13 protein-coding genes are annotated in these 18,246 nt (G+C 69.0%); 4 read left to right on the top strand and 9 right to left on the bottom strand.

Annotation, left to right across the window (positions count from 1 at the left end; translation table 11 throughout):
• Window positions 1–45 precede the first annotated feature (45 nt).
• From ABC319_RS10005 to xseA, 5 genes are all read right to left on the bottom strand, one after another.
• On the bottom strand, window positions 46–3,147 hold the full coding sequence (locus ABC319_RS10005) for a TonB-dependent receptor domain-containing protein (protein ID WP_413070081.1): 3,102 nt from the start codon (window positions 3,145–3,147) through the stop codon (window positions 46–48).
• A gap of 658 nt (window positions 3,148–3,805) precedes the next feature.
• On the bottom strand, window positions 3,806–6,919 hold the full coding sequence (locus tag ABC319_RS10000; RefSeq protein WP_413070080.1) for a TonB-dependent receptor domain-containing protein: 3,114 nt from the start codon (window positions 6,917–6,919) through the stop codon (window positions 3,806–3,808).
• A 319-nt stretch (window positions 6,920–7,238) separates the two neighbouring features.
• Window positions 7,239–8,147: a M23 family metallopeptidase gene (locus ABC319_RS09995; protein WP_413070079.1), complete on the bottom strand. Its 909-nt coding sequence runs from the start codon at window positions 8,145–8,147 to the stop codon at window positions 7,239–7,241.
• Window positions 8,148–8,152: 5 nt separating this feature from the next.
• On the bottom strand, window positions 8,153–8,353 hold the full coding sequence (locus ABC319_RS09990) for a DUF2093 domain-containing protein (RefSeq protein WP_413070078.1): 201 nt from the start codon (window positions 8,351–8,353) through the stop codon (window positions 8,153–8,155).
• A 21-nt stretch (window positions 8,354–8,374) separates the two neighbouring features.
• Window positions 8,375–9,748, bottom strand: a complete 1,374-nt coding sequence (gene xseA / locus ABC319_RS09985; protein ID WP_413070077.1) for an exodeoxyribonuclease VII large subunit — start codon at window positions 9,746–9,748, stop codon at window positions 8,375–8,377.
• Here xseA and purD point away from each other — a divergent pair.
• Together purD and ABC319_RS09975 are read left to right on the top strand one after the other, a co-directional pair.
• Window positions 9,747–11,033, top strand: a complete 1,287-nt coding sequence (purD, locus tag ABC319_RS09980) for a phosphoribosylamine--glycine ligase (RefSeq protein ID WP_413070076.1) — start codon at window positions 9,747–9,749, stop codon at window positions 11,031–11,033. The genes xseA and purD overlap by 2 nt on opposite strands.
• 40 nt (window positions 11,034–11,073) lie before the next feature.
• Window positions 11,074–11,832, top strand: coding sequence for a hypothetical protein (locus ABC319_RS09975; protein WP_413070075.1), 759 nt, complete (start codon window positions 11,074–11,076; stop codon window positions 11,830–11,832).
• 47 nt (window positions 11,833–11,879) lie between these two features.
• Here the strand turns inward: ABC319_RS09975 and ABC319_RS09970 are convergent, their stop codons facing one another.
• Entirely contained in the window at window positions 11,880–12,389 is a 510-nt protein-coding gene (locus ABC319_RS09970; protein ID WP_413070074.1) for a hypothetical protein, read from the bottom strand.
• An 89-nt stretch (window positions 12,390–12,478) separates the two neighbouring features.
• Here ABC319_RS09970 and ABC319_RS09965 point away from each other — a divergent pair, with 89 nt between their 5' ends.
• Complete coding sequence (locus ABC319_RS09965; protein WP_413070073.1) at window positions 12,479–13,114, top strand: DsbA family protein; 636 nt, start codon at window positions 12,479–12,481, stop codon at window positions 13,112–13,114.
• On the opposite strand, the gene ABC319_RS09960 is transcribed toward ABC319_RS09965, so the two are convergent.
• On the bottom strand, window positions 13,115–14,344 hold the full coding sequence (locus tag ABC319_RS09960; RefSeq protein ID WP_413070072.1) for a multidrug effflux MFS transporter: 1,230 nt from the start codon (window positions 14,342–14,344) through the stop codon (window positions 13,115–13,117). It lies immediately after the preceding gene.
• A gap of 102 nt (window positions 14,345–14,446) precedes the next feature.
• On the opposite strand from ABC319_RS09960, the gene ABC319_RS09955 reads away from it, so the two are divergent.
• Window positions 14,447–15,574, top strand: coding sequence for a zinc-binding dehydrogenase (locus ABC319_RS09955; RefSeq protein WP_413070071.1), 1,128 nt, complete (start codon window positions 14,447–14,449; stop codon window positions 15,572–15,574).
• Between the two features lie 17 nt (window positions 15,575–15,591).
• On the opposite strand, the gene ABC319_RS09950 is transcribed toward ABC319_RS09955, so the two are convergent.
• Together ABC319_RS09950 and ABC319_RS09945 are read right to left on the bottom strand one after the other, a co-directional pair.
• The gene (locus ABC319_RS09950) at window positions 15,592–17,778 is read right to left on the bottom strand and encodes a TonB-dependent receptor domain-containing protein (protein ID WP_413070070.1); all 2,187 of its coding nucleotides are present in this window, start codon (window positions 17,776–17,778) and stop codon (window positions 15,592–15,594) included.
• A gap of 52 nt (window positions 17,779–17,830) precedes the next feature.
• Window positions 17,831–18,211, bottom strand: a complete 381-nt coding sequence (locus ABC319_RS09945) for a reverse transcriptase-like protein (RefSeq protein WP_413070069.1) — start codon at window positions 18,209–18,211, stop codon at window positions 17,831–17,833.
• Window positions 18,212–18,246 lie beyond the last annotated feature (35 nt).

Genomic DNA, 18,246 nt, shown 5'->3' with positions numbered 1-18,246 from the left:
GTGGTTCCACTCCCCCTTCCCGCGTTCAGACAGGTGTGATCGCGATCAGAACTTCAGGCCTGCCGATACGAAGGCGCGGCGACCGATCACGTCATAGAGCGAAGGATCGGTGCCCGACTGTACGTTTGGCTGATAGGTCGGCGGCTTGCGATTGAAGGCATTGTTGACGCCGAACCGCAGCGTCAGTTGCTCGATCTTGGCGGCCAACGTAAAGTCGAAGTACCAGACCGCCTTCGCGCCGGTAAACGACTGTTCGCCGACATAGATGCGCGAGGCACGGTTCACCATCTTGTCGATGTACCGGACGCGGCTGTCGAACGAGAGGTTGTCGGTGAACGCCAGTGAGGTGTTCAGGTTGCCACGCCACTTGGGTGACGATGCGCCAAGGCCGGAGCCGAAGAACGAAACTGTCCCGTTGTAATCGACGGCTGGAATGTTGGCGAAGTCCTTCTGCGTGTAGTCGATCACCCTGGTCACCAGAAGGGTCGAGGTCAGTGCCGAACTTTCGGAAACGAACGGCAGATCGACGCCATAGGATAGCTGGACATCGACGCCTGACGTCTTGACGAAGCCGCCATTGATGCCCGGGAAGGGCAGGTTGCCGCCATTGCCGCCGATACCCAGAATATCGCCACCGGCGCGGCCGATGAAGCCGCAGCTGGCGTTGCTTGCGGAGTAGTTCGCGTTCTGGCCAAAGTAGTTATAGCAATCGGCGACCAGCAGGTTCGGATCCGGCGACAGGATCACGTCACTGATCTTGATGTTGTAATAGTCGACTGATGCCCGGAAGCGGCGCAGTCCGCCGCTGAAGCCCGAGAACACGACGCCACCGGTGAAGGTGTCGGCCTTTTCCGGTTTCAGGTTGGTGTTGCCGGTCACCTCCAGCGAAATCTGGGTGCCGGGAGTTTGCACATACGCGGTGGGCGAACCAACGCCGGTTGCCGCGCACAACGCCTGTGCCTGATTAGCCGCCGACCCAGTTCGCAGACCACTGGTGATCGAGCAGGGATCGAAATATTGCGGATTGCTGCCGCCGCCATCGAAGAGTTCCGAGAAGTTCGGGGCGCGGACAGCGCGCTGGTAGGTGCCACGCAAGCGCATCTGCTCGAACGGCGCATAGCTGAGTTCGGCCTTGTACGACCAGTCCGTTCCCGACCGACCATCGACATTCTTCACCGTGTCGCGAACGCTGTTGTGCGACGCACGCACACCTAGCGACAGTTCGAGAGACCTGGCCCATCCCGTATCCCGGGCGAGCGGCACCAGCAGTTCGCCGAAATAGTCGGTGAAGTCGTTCGCGCCGCCGGCGGGGTTCTGGGCGTTAAAGCCCGATACAGGTCCGCTGAGAGCGCCGGGATCGAAGTCATACTTGAACTTCCGGCTTTCGATGCCGACCACGGCCGTCATCTTGCCAGCCGGCAGATCGGCCAAGTCGGCAGTCAGATAGCCCTGAGCGATGCGCTGGCTGAACTCCGTCGTCAGCGTTGCATCGACCTGTAGATAGGTCAGGCACGCCGCGCTGATCGGCTGGCGGCCGAACGGGTTGAATCCCCCGGCGCAGATGCTGTTGCCGCCATCGGCCGCTTCAAGCAGCCCCTGAAGCCGCTGGGTGTCGATGTTGCCCGTCTGCGTCTGCTGAATGCGGGTGTGGCCGTAACTGTAAGACGCCTCGTAGCGGAGCCAGTCGGTAACATCGCCGCGCAGGCCGCCGACGATCTGATAAACCTCGTTTCCATAAACGGACTGCCGCAGACCGGCGGCCAGCGTCCGCTGGCGCATCAGGAATGGCTCGGTGGCGCCGGTCCCGACAAGGGCTGCGTTGTTGCCGGTACGGGTGGCGAGCAGCGTCCGGAACGCGGCCGGGATGAACGGGTTGGTCACCGGAATGATCAACTGGTTGCTGGTTACCGACGATCCGGATGTGATCAGCCCGGTTTTGACCCGGATCGGGTTGGTTCCCGTCAGCGACTCCGCCGCGACCGTCGGGATCGGTGTCGGCGCCAGCGCCGTAACGGCACTGTAATCGGCGTAGTTGCCTTGAACGAAGGCCTCGATGTGATCGGTGATCTCAAATCGGCTCTTCACGAACGCTGATTTGCGTTCCAGAGGCAGGGTGAGGATGTTCACCGCATCAAAATTGTATGAATAGACATCGGGATAAAGGTTGGCATTGACCGCCGTATCGATCGGATAACGGAAGTTCAGGACGTTCGCCGGATTGTTGAACACGCCGCGCGAGAAGAGCGAGCCATCGAGATTGAACCCGATCAGTGAGCTTCCGTTGGCGACAGAACCGGGAGCACCACCGAACTGGCCGAAATAGCTGTCGATGGCTGCCTGGTTCGGTGCGTTGCCCGACGGGGCATAAAGCCCCTCAGGCAGGAACGAGGTCGTTGCAGTTGCATTGGCGGAGAACGACCGCTGGCTCTTGATCAAGCCCTGTCGCTTCGAATAATCGCCCCCAACGGTTATGTTGCCGCGATCGTCGGCGAAGTTGTAGCCGGCCAGCGCCGACAATTGGTACTCCCGAGCATCGGTGCCGGGGACGGAGTTGGCGTAGGTCGCGCGAACATCCAAGCCCTTGAAGTCACGCTTGGTGACGATGTTCACCACGCCGGCGACGGCATCCGCACCGTAGGCCGCGCCGGCACCGCCGGTGATGACGTCGATCCGCTCAATCAGCGCCTGCGGAATGGTGTTGATGTCGACCGTCTGGTTGGAGGCCGATACCATGGCCCTGCGTCCGTCGATCAGGACAAGGTTGCGGTTGGCACCCAATCCGCGCAGATCGACATTTGCCTGTCCGCCATTTGGCGGGTTGTTCGACGTCGTCGTGCCCGCAGGATTTACCCCGGGCAGGGTGTTGAGGAACGTATCGAGCGTGATGTCGGCGTTGGCGATCGTCTGCTCGCCCGTCACCACCTTGATCGGGCTGTTGGCGATAACATCCGGCCGCGCGATGCGCGAGCCCGTCACGACGATGTCGCCCTGCGGCTCTTCGGCCTGGGTGGCGGGGGTGGCCGGCTCCTGCGCGGCGGCGGCGGTGGCGATGGTCAGGCCGAGGAGGCCGGCGCCGACACAGGCGATGGTCGACAGTGCTGAACCGCTGCGCAATCCAGCGCGCGCACGGAGGCCGTTCATGGTCATGTACACAGTCCCTTTTCTTCTTATCGCCAGCGTCGGTTTCGACTGTTCCGGCGATCGATGAAGCTATCGCCCGACCGTCTCAAGAAAACGGTATAGGTTGATGCATACGGGATGGATGATCGGTGCCGGTATGACTGTAAAGCCGGTCGAACGCAGTCGCTTAGATTCAGATCTATACTGTCTCATAAATGCAACGTTCATGTTCTATGGATTTTAGTGCTGCAAAACAGTGCATCACCTCTGTTAAGTGCTAATACAAGTACTATACCGAAGTAGTATTGTCACAGTTTTATCGCGTTGCTCTGTCAATGATACTTATAGTGCTAAGATATGCGTCATTTACTCATAAGTGCTGAGTGGGGCTGCCGCCGGCTTCGACCTGACATCGCTGGAGCGATTTTGATCGGCGGCAGGGAAAATATGTAGCGATCGTGGGGGCATTGGTGGCCGCGGACCGGTTCGGCGGTCGGGCGGCGAGCGCGACGGGGCGAACCGGCTGTGCCGGATCGCGGCGGCCGTTGTCCGGACGCGGATGCCGCGTCGGGTCGGTGAGGGATCGGCGTGCCGGACGGGCCGGTGCTGTGCGGCCGGTATCGCGCGCACAAAAAAAGGGCGGGTCTTGCGACCCGCCCTTCGATGTAACCGGTGGTGCCGCCGATCAGAAGCGGAAGCGGGCACCCACGTAGAAGCGGCGACCGAAGACGTCGTAGACGCCGGCGTTCGTGTCGGTGCCGGTCGTGTTGAACGGCGACAGCGACAGGATGTTCGGTGCCTTGGTGTCGAGCAGGTTGTCGACGCCGAAGTAGAACTCGTACTGGCTGGCCGCCTTGAAGGTGGCCTGCGTGTCCAGGTAGAACTTCGCCTTCACCTTGATGGCGTCCGGCTCGAGGTCGAGGCTGGCGAGGGTCAGATCGTCCTCACGCGAGCGACCGATATAGGTGCCGGTGAAGTTGATGTTGAACCGCTCACCCACGTAACCCAGGCTCGACGTGAACCGGTCCTTGGCCGCACCGATCTCACCCGCGAAGTTGTCGCGCGGCGCACCGGGCAGCGGGATCAGGTAGCCGTTGAACACATGGGTGTAGGCCACCTTGGCGTTCAGGTCGCCCGGCAGGCCGATCCCGCCCAGCGGCAGCCGCTGGGTCAGGGTGACGTCGAGGCCCGAGGTGGCGAAGCGGCCGGCGTTGACCGAACCGGCGTTCACGAACTCCAGCGTACCGGCGCTGTTCACGGCAGTGGCGGCCGCACGGCGCTGGATGAAGGCGCAGTAGGTCGGGTTGCCCTGGTTGTAGCACTGGTCGAGGATGAACGCGCGCGGCGGCGCGGTGATCACGTCCTTGATCTTGATGTTGAAGTAATCGACCCGCAGCACGGTGTTACGCAGGAAGTTGATCGACCGCGGGTTGATCGTGACGCTGCCCGTGTAGGAGTCGGCGGTCTCCTCGTTCAGGTTCGGGTTGCCGCTGTTGAAGCCGCTGACGCCCTGGCGATCGAGCAGCGTAACCGCGAACGCGCCGCCATTGGCCGCGATGTTCGTCAGCACGCCCGGTGCCGCGCGGCAGGTGTCGCCCAGCACGCCGCCGCCGGTGGCGCCGACGCCGATGCAGGGATCCTGCACGCTGGGGAAGGTCTGTGCCGGACCCTGGAACAGCTCGCCGACGTTCGGCGCGCGCACCGCGCGGGCATAGGTGCCCGAGAAGCGGACCGCCTCGATCGGCATCCACTCGATACCGCCGCTGTAGCTGTAGACCGTGCCGACCGTGGTGTAGTCGGAGATACGGCCCGAGCCGCGCAGGTTCAGCTGCTGGAAGAACGGCGTGTCGTGGATCAACGGGATGTTGACCTCGCCATACGCTTCCTTGACGTTGAACGACCCCGACGTGTCGGGCAGCGCGTTGCCGCCGTTCAGGCCCTGGTTGGTCAGCGAGTCGTTGTTCTCCGAGCTGCTCTCCTTGCGGTACTCGAAGCCGACGGCGACGCCGAGCGGACCGGCGGGCAGATCGATGATCGACCCGGACAGGTTGCCCTGGACGACTTGCTGGCTGATCCGGGTCTGCAGGGTCTGGTCGGCGTTGGTGTAGTTCAGCGCCGCCTGCGACACCGTGCCCAGGCCGAAAATGTTGATCGGAACGCAGCCCTCTGCGCGTGCCGTGGCACTGGCGCAGACCGGGGTGTTGCCGCCGGGCAGCCCGACGCTCGATGCCGTGACGGCGGCGAACGCGTTGCGGAAGTTCGGCGTGTTGATCTGGCCGTTGCCGCTCTGGCTCTCGGTGGTCTGGCCGTAGTTATACGTCAGGTCCCAGTGGAACTTGTCGGCGAAGATGTCGCCCTCGAAACCGGCGACGAAGCGGTAGATGTCACGCGTCGTGCTGCTGCGGCGATTGCCGAACTCGAGCAGACGGCGCGAGAACCCGATGTCGCGCAGGCCGTCACCATCGGTGTCGGTCGCGGCATTGAAGATCGCGTCCGGCACGAACGGATTGCGGACGATCGCGAAGGTCGGTGCCGCACCGCCCACGCCCGGCGTCAGGACGCGGGTCTCGATCGGAGCCTGGCCCGAGCCGGGGAAGGCGCCGCCGGTTCCGGCCGAGGTGAAGCCGAACGGCTCGATGTTACGGCGCGAGCTGGTCTTGGCATAGGTGCCTTCACCGATGAAGCGGATCGTGTCGGTGATGTCGTAGTGCGCGCGGGCGGCGAACAGGTAGCGCTCGACGGGAACGGCGATCGTGCGGAAGTTCTGCCGGTTGAAGCCGCGTGACGGCAGAACAGTACCGGCGGGGGTACAGCCGGTCGCACCACCCGCGGTGACGACGCCGCCATTCGCACTGAAGCCCCTCTCCAGAACACCCGCAGGGCTGTAGGTGAACTGACAGCGGCTGGCTCCGCTCCCGGTGGTGAACACGCCCTGCGGCGGAATACCGGAGAAGGTGCCCTCACGCGGGACGCCATAATCGGCGGGGTCGCCGGTGAAGCCGAACGCCGTATCGGAATCGTCGACGCGGGTGTTGGGGCGCTGGCGCGAGAGCAGCTGGCCCTGGTTGGTGTAACCGAGGTGGAACATGATGTTGCCGCGGTTATCGGAGAAGTTGCTGCCGACCGTGACGTTCGCCTGATAGTCGCGGTTGTCGCCGCGCTCGGTCAGGCCGTACTGGGCGTTGGCGTCGACGCCCTCGAAATTGTCCTTGTAGATGAAGTTCACCACGCCGGCGACGGCGTCCGAACCATAGAGCGACGAGGCGCCGCCGGTCAGGATGTCGACGCGCTGCAGGAACTGCGACGGGATCATGTTGAGGTCGACGGTGGCCGAGCCGGGCAGGCCGGCGACGACGCGGCGGCCGTTGATCAGGACCAGCGTGCGATCGGTGCCGAGGTTACGCAGGTCGACCGTCGCCGCGCCGGTGCCCGACGTCAGGAACGCCGAGTTGGTGCGGGCCAGTGCGGGCGCGCCGAACACCGGGTTCTCGAGCAGCAGGTCCTGGATGTTCGCGACACCGGCCTGGTCGATCTGGAGGTCGCTGACGACCTGGACCGGCGACACCGACGTGATGGTCGGCGAGGCGATGCGCGAACCGGTGACGACGATGTCCTCGCCGGCGCGGCCGGCGGCGGCGTCTGCCTCGTTCGCCGGGGTCTCTTCGGCCGGGTTGACGGGGGCGGTCTGTGCCCAGACGGGGGCGGTGGCGACCGTGGCGAGGCCGGCGCCGAGGAGCGCGAGGGCCCGGATCGCGGCACCTCCGCGCAGAGCGCGTCGTGCGAACATGGAACTGCTCATCTGGAAAAAATCCTAATGCTTGGCCACGGCCCGCATCATCGGGGGCTCACATGGCCGTCCTACCCTGTTGTCTTCCCAGCCGATTCAAGTGGCTCAGGTAACATTGCTGTCATAACCGGCTTTTTTGCGGAGCCGCAATGTTGTGAACTATTGGTAGGTCGCACAATCTGAATATTGCTAAACAATGTTGCAAGCTTGTCACACATTCGCGGGTTGCGCCGCCATAGACGGACGGTGCGCGGCGACGGCCGTGCGCGAGCCGCGGCTGATGCCGCAGCTGCCGGGAGCGCGTGACGGTGAAGAACGGCAGGGCGCGCGGTTATTCCGCGGGGCCGTGCCCCACGACCAGCAGCGGATCGAGCCTGGCACCGTTCCACTGCAGACCCCAGTGGAGGTGCGGGCCGGTGACGCGGCCGGTGGCGCCGGACAGGCCGACGGGCTGGCCCTGGCGGACATGATCGCCGACGCGCACGTCGATCCGCGACAGGTGGAGGAGGGCGGTGGAGACGCCCATGCCGTGGTCGATCATCAGCAGGTTGCCCTCCAGCGTGAAGGGCTGCGCGGCGGCGAGGATGACGACGCCGTCGGCGGGCGCGACGATGGGCGTACCGGTCGGCACCGCGACATCGGCGCCCGAGTGGTAGCTGCCGGGCTGGCCCTGATAGACCCGCTGCGAGCCGAACCAGCCCGACTGGCGCCCGGTGGCCGGCCACACGAAGCGCTGGCGCCAGCCGGCCGCGTCGGTGGTGCGCGCGCGGGCGGCGACGATCTGCGCCAGCTCGGCCGGGCGAAGCGCGGCGAACTCCGCCGAGGTGCGGCCGGCCCGGTAGGGAGCGTCGACGCGCTCGATCTTCCAGTCGCGCGGGGCGACCGTCAGCGGCGTCGGCTGATCCGGCACGCTGCCGGCGGCGTCGGGCCGGCTGGCGACGAGCAGCGCGCTGGCGGGCGCGTCGCGGTCGAACCCGAGGACGAAGCCGCCATCGGCCGCGACCGCGACCGGCCGACCGTCGAGCGTGAGGGTGGCGCCGGGATCGACCCGGCCGTGGAGCAGGGCACCCTGCATCGGCACGCCGTCCAGCCGGACGACGGGAGCGGTGATGCGCGGCGCCGGCGGAGCAGGCGCGACGGGCGGCGGGACGGGACGGTCTTGACCGCGCGGGGCGACGCAGCCGGCGACCAGCAGCAGCGCGGCGAGCGGCAGCGCGGGCAACCGGGCCGGCGTCGCCATGCCCCTCATCGCGGCGCCATGGCCTCGCTGGCGAGCTGGGCGGTGGCGAAAGGGCGCTGGGCGACGACGTCCCAGTAGCGCAGCTCGTCCAGCGGGATCCGCACGCCAGATGCCGCACACACCACATGGTCGCCCGGCGCCAGCACGCGGAAGCCGTTCGCCATATAGTGGAGGCGCGCGGGGCGATCGGTGTTGGACATCAGCATGGGGGACGGTTCCGGTGGCGGTTACAGCAGCGTCGGCTGCTCGGTGGCGGGGACATAGGCCCTGGGCGACGGGCGCTCAACCCGGGCATCGACGCTGCCGTCGCGGAAGTGGAGCGTGACGGCACCGGCGGCGCGCGCCTCCGCCGCGGTCGCCAGCGTCTCGGCCGTGCCAAGCCGGGCGGTGACGCGGGCATAGCCGCGCTCCAGCACCCGGTCGGGGTTGAGCGACCGGACGAGGCGCCAGGTCGCATCCAGCCGGCCGCGGGCAGTGTCGAGCTGGCGCGCCAGCACCGCGGGGCGCAGCGCGCCGGCGGCATGGGCGAGCTGCCCGCGCGCGGTGGCGACGCGGGTGCCGAGCGCGCGGTCGAGCCGCTGGCCGGCGTCGTCGGCGCGCTGGCGCTGCGGGCCGAGCAAGGCATCGCGCTTCGGCAGCAGGCGGGCGAGCGCTTCGGTCCGCTCGCGCCCGCGCTCGACATAGCGATTGGCGCAGCGCGCGGTGCGGGCGGCGTGGCTGGCGACGGTGTGGCGGAGTTCGGCCAGCACCGGCACCGCCATCTCGGCGGCGGCGGTGGGGGTGGGCGCGCGCCGGTCGGCGGCGTGGTCGCACAGGGTGGTGTCGGTCTCGTGGCCCACGGCGGAGACGATCGGGATGGTGCAGGCGGCGACGGCGCGGACCACGACCTCCTCGTTGAAGGTCCACAGATCCTCGATCGAGCCGCCGCCGCGCGCGACGATGACGAGGTCGGGACGCGGCACCGGGCCATCCGCGGGCATCGCGTCGAACCCGCGAACGGCGGCGGCGACCTCTGCCGCGGCGCCCTCTCCCTGGACCTTCACCGGCCAGACCAGGACATGGGTGGGGCAGCGATCCTCCAGCCGGTGGAGGATGTCGCGGATCACCGCGCCGGTGGGCGAGGTGACGACGCCGATGACGCGCGGCAGATAGGGGAGCGCTACCTTGCGCGCGGGATCGAACAGCCCCTCGCCGGCCAGCTTCGCCTTCAGCTTCTCGAACAGCGCCATCAGCGCGCCGGCGCCGGCCAGCTCCATCCGCTCGATGACGATCTGGTATTTGGAGCGGCCGGGATAGGTCGTGAGGCGCCCGGTCGCGATCACCTCGATCCCGTCCTGCGGCTGGAAGGCGAGGCTGCTCGCCGAGCCCTTCCACATCACGCCGTCGATGATCGCGGCATCGTCCTTCAGGCAGAGATAGGCGTGGCCGGAGGTGGCGCGCTTGTAGCCCGATATCTCCCCGCGCAGGCGGACATGGCCGAACTCGCCTTCGACCATCCGCTTCAGCCTCGACGACAGCTCGCCGACCGACAGCGCGAGCGCGTTGTCGCCGGGGAGCTCCTCGGCTACCAGCCGCGCTTCGTCTGAAAAGGGTTCTGGCATGAACGTCCTGTTGATCGGCTCGGGTGGCCGCGAGCACGCGCTGGCGTGGAAGCTGGCGCAGTCGCCGACTCTCGATACGCTGTTCGCCGCGCCCGGCAACCCCGGCATCGCGCAGCACGCGACGGTCGTGGCGCTGGATGCGACGGATCATGCCGCGGTCGCAAGCTTCTGTGCGGACAACGATATCCGGCTGGTCGTGATCGGGCCGGAGGCGCCGCTGGTCGACGGGCTGGCCGACAGCCTGCGTATGGCCGGCGTGGCGGTGTTCGGGCCATCGGCGGCGGCGGCGCAGCTGGAGGGATCCAAGGGGTTCACCAAGGACCTGTGCGCGCGCGCCGGCATCCCGACCGCCGGTTACCTGCGGGTGACCGACCGCGATACGGCGTTGGCGGCGCTGACCGGGACGTTCGGGCTGCCGGTGGTCATCAAGGCGGACGGGCTGGCGGCGGGCAAGGGCGTGACGGTGGCGATGACCCGCGACGAGGCGCTGGCGGCGATCGACGACCTGTTCGCGGTGCCAGACGATGGGGGGGCGGGCGCGGAGGCGGTGATCGAGGAGTTCATGGCCGGCGAGGAGGCCAGCCTGTTCGTGCTGACCGACGGCGTCCACCTGGTCCCGTTCGGATCGGCGCAGGATCACAAGCGGGTGGGCGAGGGCGACACCGGCCCGAACACCGGCGGGATGGGCGCGTACAGCCCGGCGCGGGTGCTGACGCCCGAGCTGGAGACGCTGGCGATCGACACGATCGTGCGGCCGACGGTGGCGGCGATGCGCGAGGAGGGGATGCCGTTCGTCGGCGTGCTGTACGCCGGGCTGATGCTGACGCCGCAGGGGCCCAAGCTGATCGAGTATAATGCGCGGTTCGGCGACCCGGAGGCGCAGGTGCTGATGCTGCGATACCGAGGCGATCTGGTGCAGCTGATGCTGGCGACGGCCGAGGGGCGGCTGTCGGCGGAGGCGGCGCCGGCGTTTTCGGCCGATACCGCGCTGACCGTGGTGATGGCGGCGCGCGGCTATCCGGGCACGCCGGCGGCGGGCGGGCGGATCGGCGGCGTCGACGCGGCCGGGGCGGCGGGGGCGACGGTGTTCCAGGCGGGCACGCGGATGACGGATGGCGAGCTGGTGGCGAGCGGCGGGCGGGTGCTGGCGGTGACCGCGACGGGCGCGTCGGTCGCGGCGGCGCAGGCGGCGGCATACCGCGCGGTCGACGCGCTCGACTTTCCGGACGGGTTCTGCCGGCGCGACATCGGCTGGCGCGAGATCGCGCGCGAACGGGCGCAATAACCCGCTCGCCCGACGCGATCGGCCCCGCTAGGATGCGGGGATGAACGACACCACCGCCTCCGCCCCCGGATCCAGCCTGCTGCCCGACGGCATCGGCGCGATCACGGCAGTTCATTTCGTGCTGATGGCGATCGTGGCGATCGCCGCGATCGCGATGATCGTCGCGGGCATCCGTCGCAAGCGCGGCCGGGCGCAGGCAGCGCAGCAGGTCGAGCAGCGCGCCGAGGATGCGGGCATGGCGGCACCGACCACGGCATCGGCCGCGGCGGCCCGCCCCGTGGAGGACAAGCCGGAGGCTGCCCCGGCTGTCGCGGTCGTGCCGGCACCGGCACCGGCACCGGCACCGGCACCGGTTGCGGCACCGACGCCGGCACCGGCGCCGGTGATCGAGGAAGCCGCGCAGGAACCGGAGCCCGAACCGGCGCCGCTGGCCGACGAGCCGATCGCGGCGGCGGCGCCGATGGCGGCGAGCCCGGCATCGGTCGCGGCCGACATCCCGGCGGCGACCGCGGCGGTCGTCCCGATCGCGGCGCCGCCGCTTTCCCCCGGCGCCAGCCCGGCGGACGGGCCGCTGACCCAATTGAAGGGATTGGGGCCGAAGCTGGCCGACCGGCTGGCCGGGCTGGGCGTCGGCACGGTGGGGCAGATGGCGGCGCTGACCGACGACGAGGCGGCGGCGCTCGACGCGCAGCTGGGGCCGTTCGCCGGCCGCATGGCGCGCGACCGCTGGATCGAGCAGTCGCGCTTCCTGGCAGCGGGCGACCGCGCGGGGTTCGAGGCGGTGTTCGGCCGGCTGTGACCGCGGTGTCCCGGGGCCGTGCTCCGGGAATTAGCATGATCGACCGGTCAGTCGGCGGACTTCGCGTCGCGCTCCAGCGCCTGCTGGTTCAGGCGCCGCGTGACGATGACGTCGGCGGCGAGCGCACGGCGCAGCGCCTCTCCGGTCAGGTGTGGCGCCTCGAGCCGGGCGGGGCGCGGCGGTGCGGCCGTCCGCGCGGGGCGGGGGCGGATCGTCGCGGCGGGCATCGGCCGGCGGACGGGCGTGGGGCGGACGCGGCGGATCGGGGCGGGCGGCTCGCTGCGGACGATCCGGGCAGGAACGACCGGCGCGCTCGGGGTCACCGGGATGGCGGTCACCGTGGCGAGTGGCGCCACGGGTACGGATGCCGGTGGTCGGGGCCGTTCGGTGACGACGATGGCCAGCCCCAGCGCCGCCACCGCGGCCGCCAGCCATGCCGCAGCCTGTCCGCGTCGGTCCGCGAACAGCCCGGTGCCGGCCGCGCGCGGGGCCGGCGGGGTGGCGGCGGAACCGAAGATCCCCTCCATATCGCGTGCCACCGCCTCGCGGTCGTCCATCGAACATCCTCACGATCGTCGATACAGCTACGTGCGAGCGGGGCGATTGGATCACGCCGGCCGGGCGGCACGATCGCATGAGGCGGGGCGTGACCCTGCGCACGGTGATGCTGATGCTGGCGCTGGTGGTCGCCGGATGGGGCGTCGGGCAGCTGGTGCAGCGGGCGATGCCGATCGGGCGCGACCTGTCCGGCGATCCCGCCGCGCGTGCGATCATCGCCGATCGCGCGTCGCCGCGCGAGGCGGCGGGGGGCGCCGATCTGGTGATGGTCGTCTTCACCGATTATCGTTGCCCGGCGTGCCGGACGGCCGCCCCGGCGATGGAGGCGGCGGTGCGTGCCGACGGGCGCGTCACCCTGATCTACAAGGACTGGCCGATCTTCGGCGCACCGTCGGTCGCGGCGGCGCGGGTGGCGTTGGCGACGGTTCCGCAGGGCCTGTACGGCGCGGTTCACCGTGCGCTGATGGCAGAGCGCCGGCCGCTCAACGATGCGGTGCTGATCGACGTGGTGGTGCAGGCCGGCGGCGATGCGGATCGGCTGCGGCGCGACCTGGCGCGACACGGCGCGGCGATCGACGCGCAGCTGACGACGAACGCGCGACAGGCGGCGGCGCTGGGGCTGCCGGGTACGCCCGCCTATCTGATCGGGCCGGTGCTGGTGGTGGGGGCGCTGGACGCCGACGGGTTCGCCCGCGCCTTTGCCGCGGCACGGGCGGCCGGATAGCTATTCGGTCTTCATCCGCGCGCGGAACAGCTGGCCGCCCTCCACCACCAGCACGATGCCGAGCGCGACGATGCCGATCGCGAGGTAACCGATCGCCAGCGGATAGGTCGTCCCGTCATAGGCTTGGCCGATCGCGGAGCCGACCAGCACTGCGACCACGCTGGTGATGAACCCCTGGATCGACGAGGCGACCCCGGCGATCTGGCCGACCGGTTCCATCGCCATCGCCCCGAAGTTCGAGCCGCACAGGCCGATGCACGTCATGCTGAGCGCCTGGAACGCCATGTAGCTCCAGAGTGACTCCATCCCCGACGCGATCACGCCGATATGGACGATGGACAGCGCGATGAGCGCGAACAGCCCGGTCTGCGAGATCAGGCGGGTGCCGAGCCGCTCGACCAGCCGGCTGTTGAGGAACGACGCACAGCCCATCGAGAAGGCGCAGGCGGCGAACAGCAGGGTGAACCGGTCGCCCATGCCGAATTCGTCGACGAAGATCTGCTGCGCCGACGAGACGAAGGCGATGATGCCGCCGAACGTCAGCGAGGCGGCGAAGGCGTAGCCGACCGAATAGCGGTTGGTCAGCGTCAGCCGGTAGGCCTGACGCAGCGAGGCGACCGAGATCGGCGAGCGGCGCGCGACCGGCAGCGTTTCCGGCAGGCGGAGCAGCGACCAGGCGAGCACCGCGGCGGCGAACCCGCCCAACGCGTAGAAGATGAAGCGCCACGGCCCGACCGCCAGCAGCAGCTGGCCGATGCTGGGCGCCAGGATCGGCACGATGAAGAAGATCATCTGCGCCAGCGACATGATCCGCGCCATCTGCCGCCCGGCATAGCTGTCGCGGACGATCGCCACCGCCAGCACGCGGGTGGAGGCCGACATCAGCCCCTGGAGGACGCGCGCGCCGAGCAGCGCGGCGAAGGTCTGCGATCCGGCCGCGAACACGCTGGACGCGACGAAGCCGGCCAGCGTGACGATCAGCACCGGCTTGCGGCCATAGCGATCGGCGAGCGGACCATAGACGAGCTGGCCGACGCCGAAGCCGAAGACATAGGCGGTGACGATCCACTGGCGCGCATTGTCGTCGGCGATGCCGAGTTCGTGGCCGATCGCGGGCAGTGCGGGCAGCATCAGGTCTACCCCCAGCGCGTTCACCGCCATGATCGCGGCGATGAAGGCGACGAATTCCGGCCGGCCGATGCCGGCATGGGGTTGGCTGTTGACGGTCATGGACCGCGCCTAAACCGCTGAGCCCATGGGCGCCATCCCGCGTTTGACCCCCGACGCGCGCGCGCCCATGGACAGCGGCGATAATCGGCGATGGAGACGAGGATGGCTGACGTGACGGGTCTGGAGCTGCGCTCCACGGTAACGGACGACGGCAAGCTGACGCTGAGCCTGGAGGAGGTGACGCTGGCGGCGCCCGGCGCGGACGAGGTGATCGTGCGGGTGGAGGCGGCACCGGTCAACCCGTCGGACCTGGGACTGTTGCTGGGGCCTGCGGACGTGGCGTCGATGGCGGTGTCGGGCGATGCGGCGCGGCCGGTCGCTACCTTCGCGGTGCCGCCGGGCCGGATGGGGTCGCTGCGCGCGCGGATCGGCCAGTCGCTGCCGGTCGGCAACGAGGGCGCGGGCACGGTGATCGACGCGGGCGAGAACGGCCGCGACCTGATCGGGCGCAAGGTGGGGATGATGGGCGGCGGCATGTACGCCCAGTACCGCAAGCTGACCCTGCGCGAGATCGTGCCGCTGCCCGCGGGGGCGAGTGCCGCGGACGGCGCGGCGATGTTCGTCAACCCGCTGACCGCGCTCGCCTTCGTCGAGACGATGCGAATGGAGGGGCACAAGGCGATCGTCCACACCGCCGCCGCGTCGAACCTAGGGCAGATGCTCCAGCGGATCTGCCTTGCCGACGGCGTGCCGCTGGTGAACATCGTGCGCAGTGCGGAGCAGGCGCGGATCCTGACCGATATCGGCGCGACCCATGTGGTGGACAGCAGCGCCGCCGATTTCCGCCAGCTGCTGGTCGATGCGATCGCCGACACCGGTGCGACGATCGCGTTCGACGCGATCGGCGGCGGGACGCTGGGCAGCGATATCGTGCAGGCGATGGAGCAGGCCGCCAGCCGCTCGGCCAGCGAGTACAGCCGCTATGGCTCCGACACGTTCAAGCAGCTGTACATCTATGGCGCGCTGGACCTGTCGCCGACGACGATCAACCGGCTGGCGTTCGGGTTCCGGTGGAGCGTCGGCGGTTTCCTGCTGACCCCGTTCCTGCAGCGCGCGCCGAAGGAGACGGTGGCGGCGATGCGGCGCCGCGTGGTCGACGAGCTGACCACCACCTTCGCCAGCCGCTATACCGCGACGATCGGGCTGGCCGAGGCGCTGCGGCCCGACGTGCTGCGCGCGTACGAGCGCAAGCGGACGGGGGAGAAGTACCTGATCGATCCGACGCGGTAGCCGCACGGGCACCGCCCTTACCCGAACTGGTGCTTCACCGTCAGGTACGGAACGATGTGGCGGTTGCGGCGGCGGAGTTCCAGCAGCGCCGGCTCCGTGGTGCGGCGGTCGGGCAGGTAGAAGGTGCGGCGGCGGAAAGCGGGGGCGCCGGTGGCGTTGTCGATGCCGATCCTGATCGTCGATCGGGGCGTGGGGCGGTATTCGGCGAACAGCGTGACATAGGGTGCGCGCTGGTAGCTCTCGTCGATCTCGTCGCGGCGATAGAAGCTGGCGGGCAGCACGCCCTCCAGATCGACGCCCCAGGCGAATTTCTGCCGGTCCTGCCGGAAACTGGCGGTGGCGACCAGCGGCGAGGTGCCGGAGAAGGGCCGGCCGCGCAGGGTATAGGGGTCCTCCACCCGCGTGCCGATATAGGAGACGTAGAAGCTGGCCCGCCCGCCCTTCACCCCCAGCGTCGACAGCGGGGCATCAACCCGGCCGCGCAGCAGCCACAGGTCGCCGCCGCCCAGATTGCCCGGCGCGTCGAACCCCTCCGGCGTCGGTACCCGGTCCTGCACCAGCGCGATGCGGTTGTATCCCGCCTCCAGCCGGACCAGCCCGTCGCCCAGGATCGGTCGCTCGACGAAGGCGAGCCCCTCCCACGATCGCTGCGGCTGGAGATTGGCGTTGCCGCCGTTGACGCGTTCGTTGGTCAGCTCGGCGACGCTGATGAAATCCTCGAACTGCAGCTGCGCGACGGTGCGCTTGATCGAGGCCTGGGCGTGCCACCTGCCGCCGGGCCGCCAGTCGAGCGTGGCGCGCGGCTTCAGGAAGGTCAGCACCCGTTTCGCGGTGGCGTCGCCCGACACGGTCAGCTCCGACGCCTCGTAGGTGACGCCGAGATCGAGCCGGAGCTTCGGGGACAGCGGGCGGCCGACGTTGACGAACGCTTCCCCGCGATACTCGCGCACCGTCGCCTGATCGACCGGCAGGTCGATACGGGTGCGCAGGCCGTCGCCGTCGATCTCGAACAGGTTCACGTCGCTGCGGAGTTCGTTCAGGGCACCCTCCACGCCCAGCTCGACGCTCCAGCCGCGCAGGTCGGCGCGGTTCCAGACGGTGCGGATCACCGTCTCGTCCCGGCGGTCTTCGACCGACTGGGTGAAGCCGCCGATCACGTCGGGGGTCACGCGCAACAGCGAAACGTCGCGATCGTCGCGCGCCTTGCGGGTGACGAGGCCGATCAGCTTCAGCCCGCCGCCCAGGAACGGCTTGGTATAGTCGCCGCCCAGCTCGAACCCCTTCAGCCTGTAGCGCTGGGTCAGGCGATCGTCGCGGACCGGGCCGGTGGCGGGGGTGACGGTGTTCTGCTGGGTGAGCGCGGTACGGTCGAGCGACAGGCGGCCGTTCAGGTGCGCGGTGTCGTTGGCGCCGCCGTTGAATTCGTAGGCGCCGGAGACATAGCCCTCCGGCTCCTCAATCCGGTTGATCTTGCGGCGATATTCGGTCTGGCGGCGGCCGGGCAGGGTGGTGACGCGGTCGAAACCCTCCTCCGTCGTGCGCTCGTTGGCGACGCCCAGCGCCAGGTTCAGGCTGGACCGCCCGCGCCGGATCAGGGTGGAGGCGGTGCCGGCGGGATATAGGCGACCGGTATAGTCGCGCCTCACCGTTCCCTCGATCGTCCCGGCGACGCCGCCGCCACTGGTCAGCACCAGGTTCAGCACCTGCGGCCGGCCGGCGAACTCCGCCCCGAACAGGTCGCCGCGCCCCACCTCCACCCGCAGGACGCGGTTGGCGGGGATGCGTTGCAGGATGGTCTCCAGCGTGTCGGACTTGGACGAGGGACGCTGGCCGTTGACGACGACGTTGCCCGCCGCCTGGCCGAAGCCGCGGACCTCCTGATCGCCGACGTCCAGCTGGAAGCCGGGGGTACGGTCGACGATCTCGCGAGCGCTGGCCGGCGAGAAGGTGCGGAAGAAGGCGGCGTCGTACACCAACCGGCCGTCGGTAGCGCCCGTCGCGCCCGGCGTGGCGGCGGCCGGCTGCGCCGGGGCGGCGATGCCGTCGCCGGTCGGCGGGGAGGTGGCGTCGGCCGGATCGGTCGAGGATGCCGGCCGGTCCGCGCGGGTGGCGGCAGGATCGGCGGCAGGCGCGGGTACGATATCGGCGGCGGGTGCCTGCCCGGTCACCTGCACCAGTATCGCCAGGCAATCGATCAGGCCCATCGCGTCCATCCCCGTCAGTGTTATAGGACGGCAATACAGGCTGTGCTGGCGATTACAAGTGTAGTCTGTCCAGATGGAGGCGCGCCAGGGCGATGCCGGCGAGGTTCTGGGATCGGCCGACATGGCGCAGGCGAAGCGGCGATCCGGCAGTGAGGACGCGGAGTTGCTCGCGATGCGGCAGGTGCGCTGGCGGCACCCTGGCCCGGCCGCTCGCCTGCGCGACGACGGCGGCGGCATCGCCGACGAAGACGACGTGCGCCAGCTGTTCGGTGGGCACCATCGCCGCCGCGTGGAGCAGCGCCAGCCACTCCGCCGTCATGCTGGTACCCGGACCGAGATCGCGCACGATCGTTGCGGTGCCGCGCAGGACGACGGCGATCTCCATGCCGCCGGGGCGCAGCCCGCCGTCGAAATAGACCTTCGTCCGGGTCATCGCCGGCGCCGATCCACAGGGGTCGGCGGGCAGGA

Origin of the sequence: Sphingomonas phoenicis (assembly GCF_047238005.1) — a bacterium.
GTDB lineage: Bacteria > Pseudomonadota > Alphaproteobacteria > Sphingomonadales > Sphingomonadaceae > Sphingomonas.
Note: the sequence above shows the minus strand (reverse complement) of the source record. Positions and strands in the feature narration are given on the sequence as shown.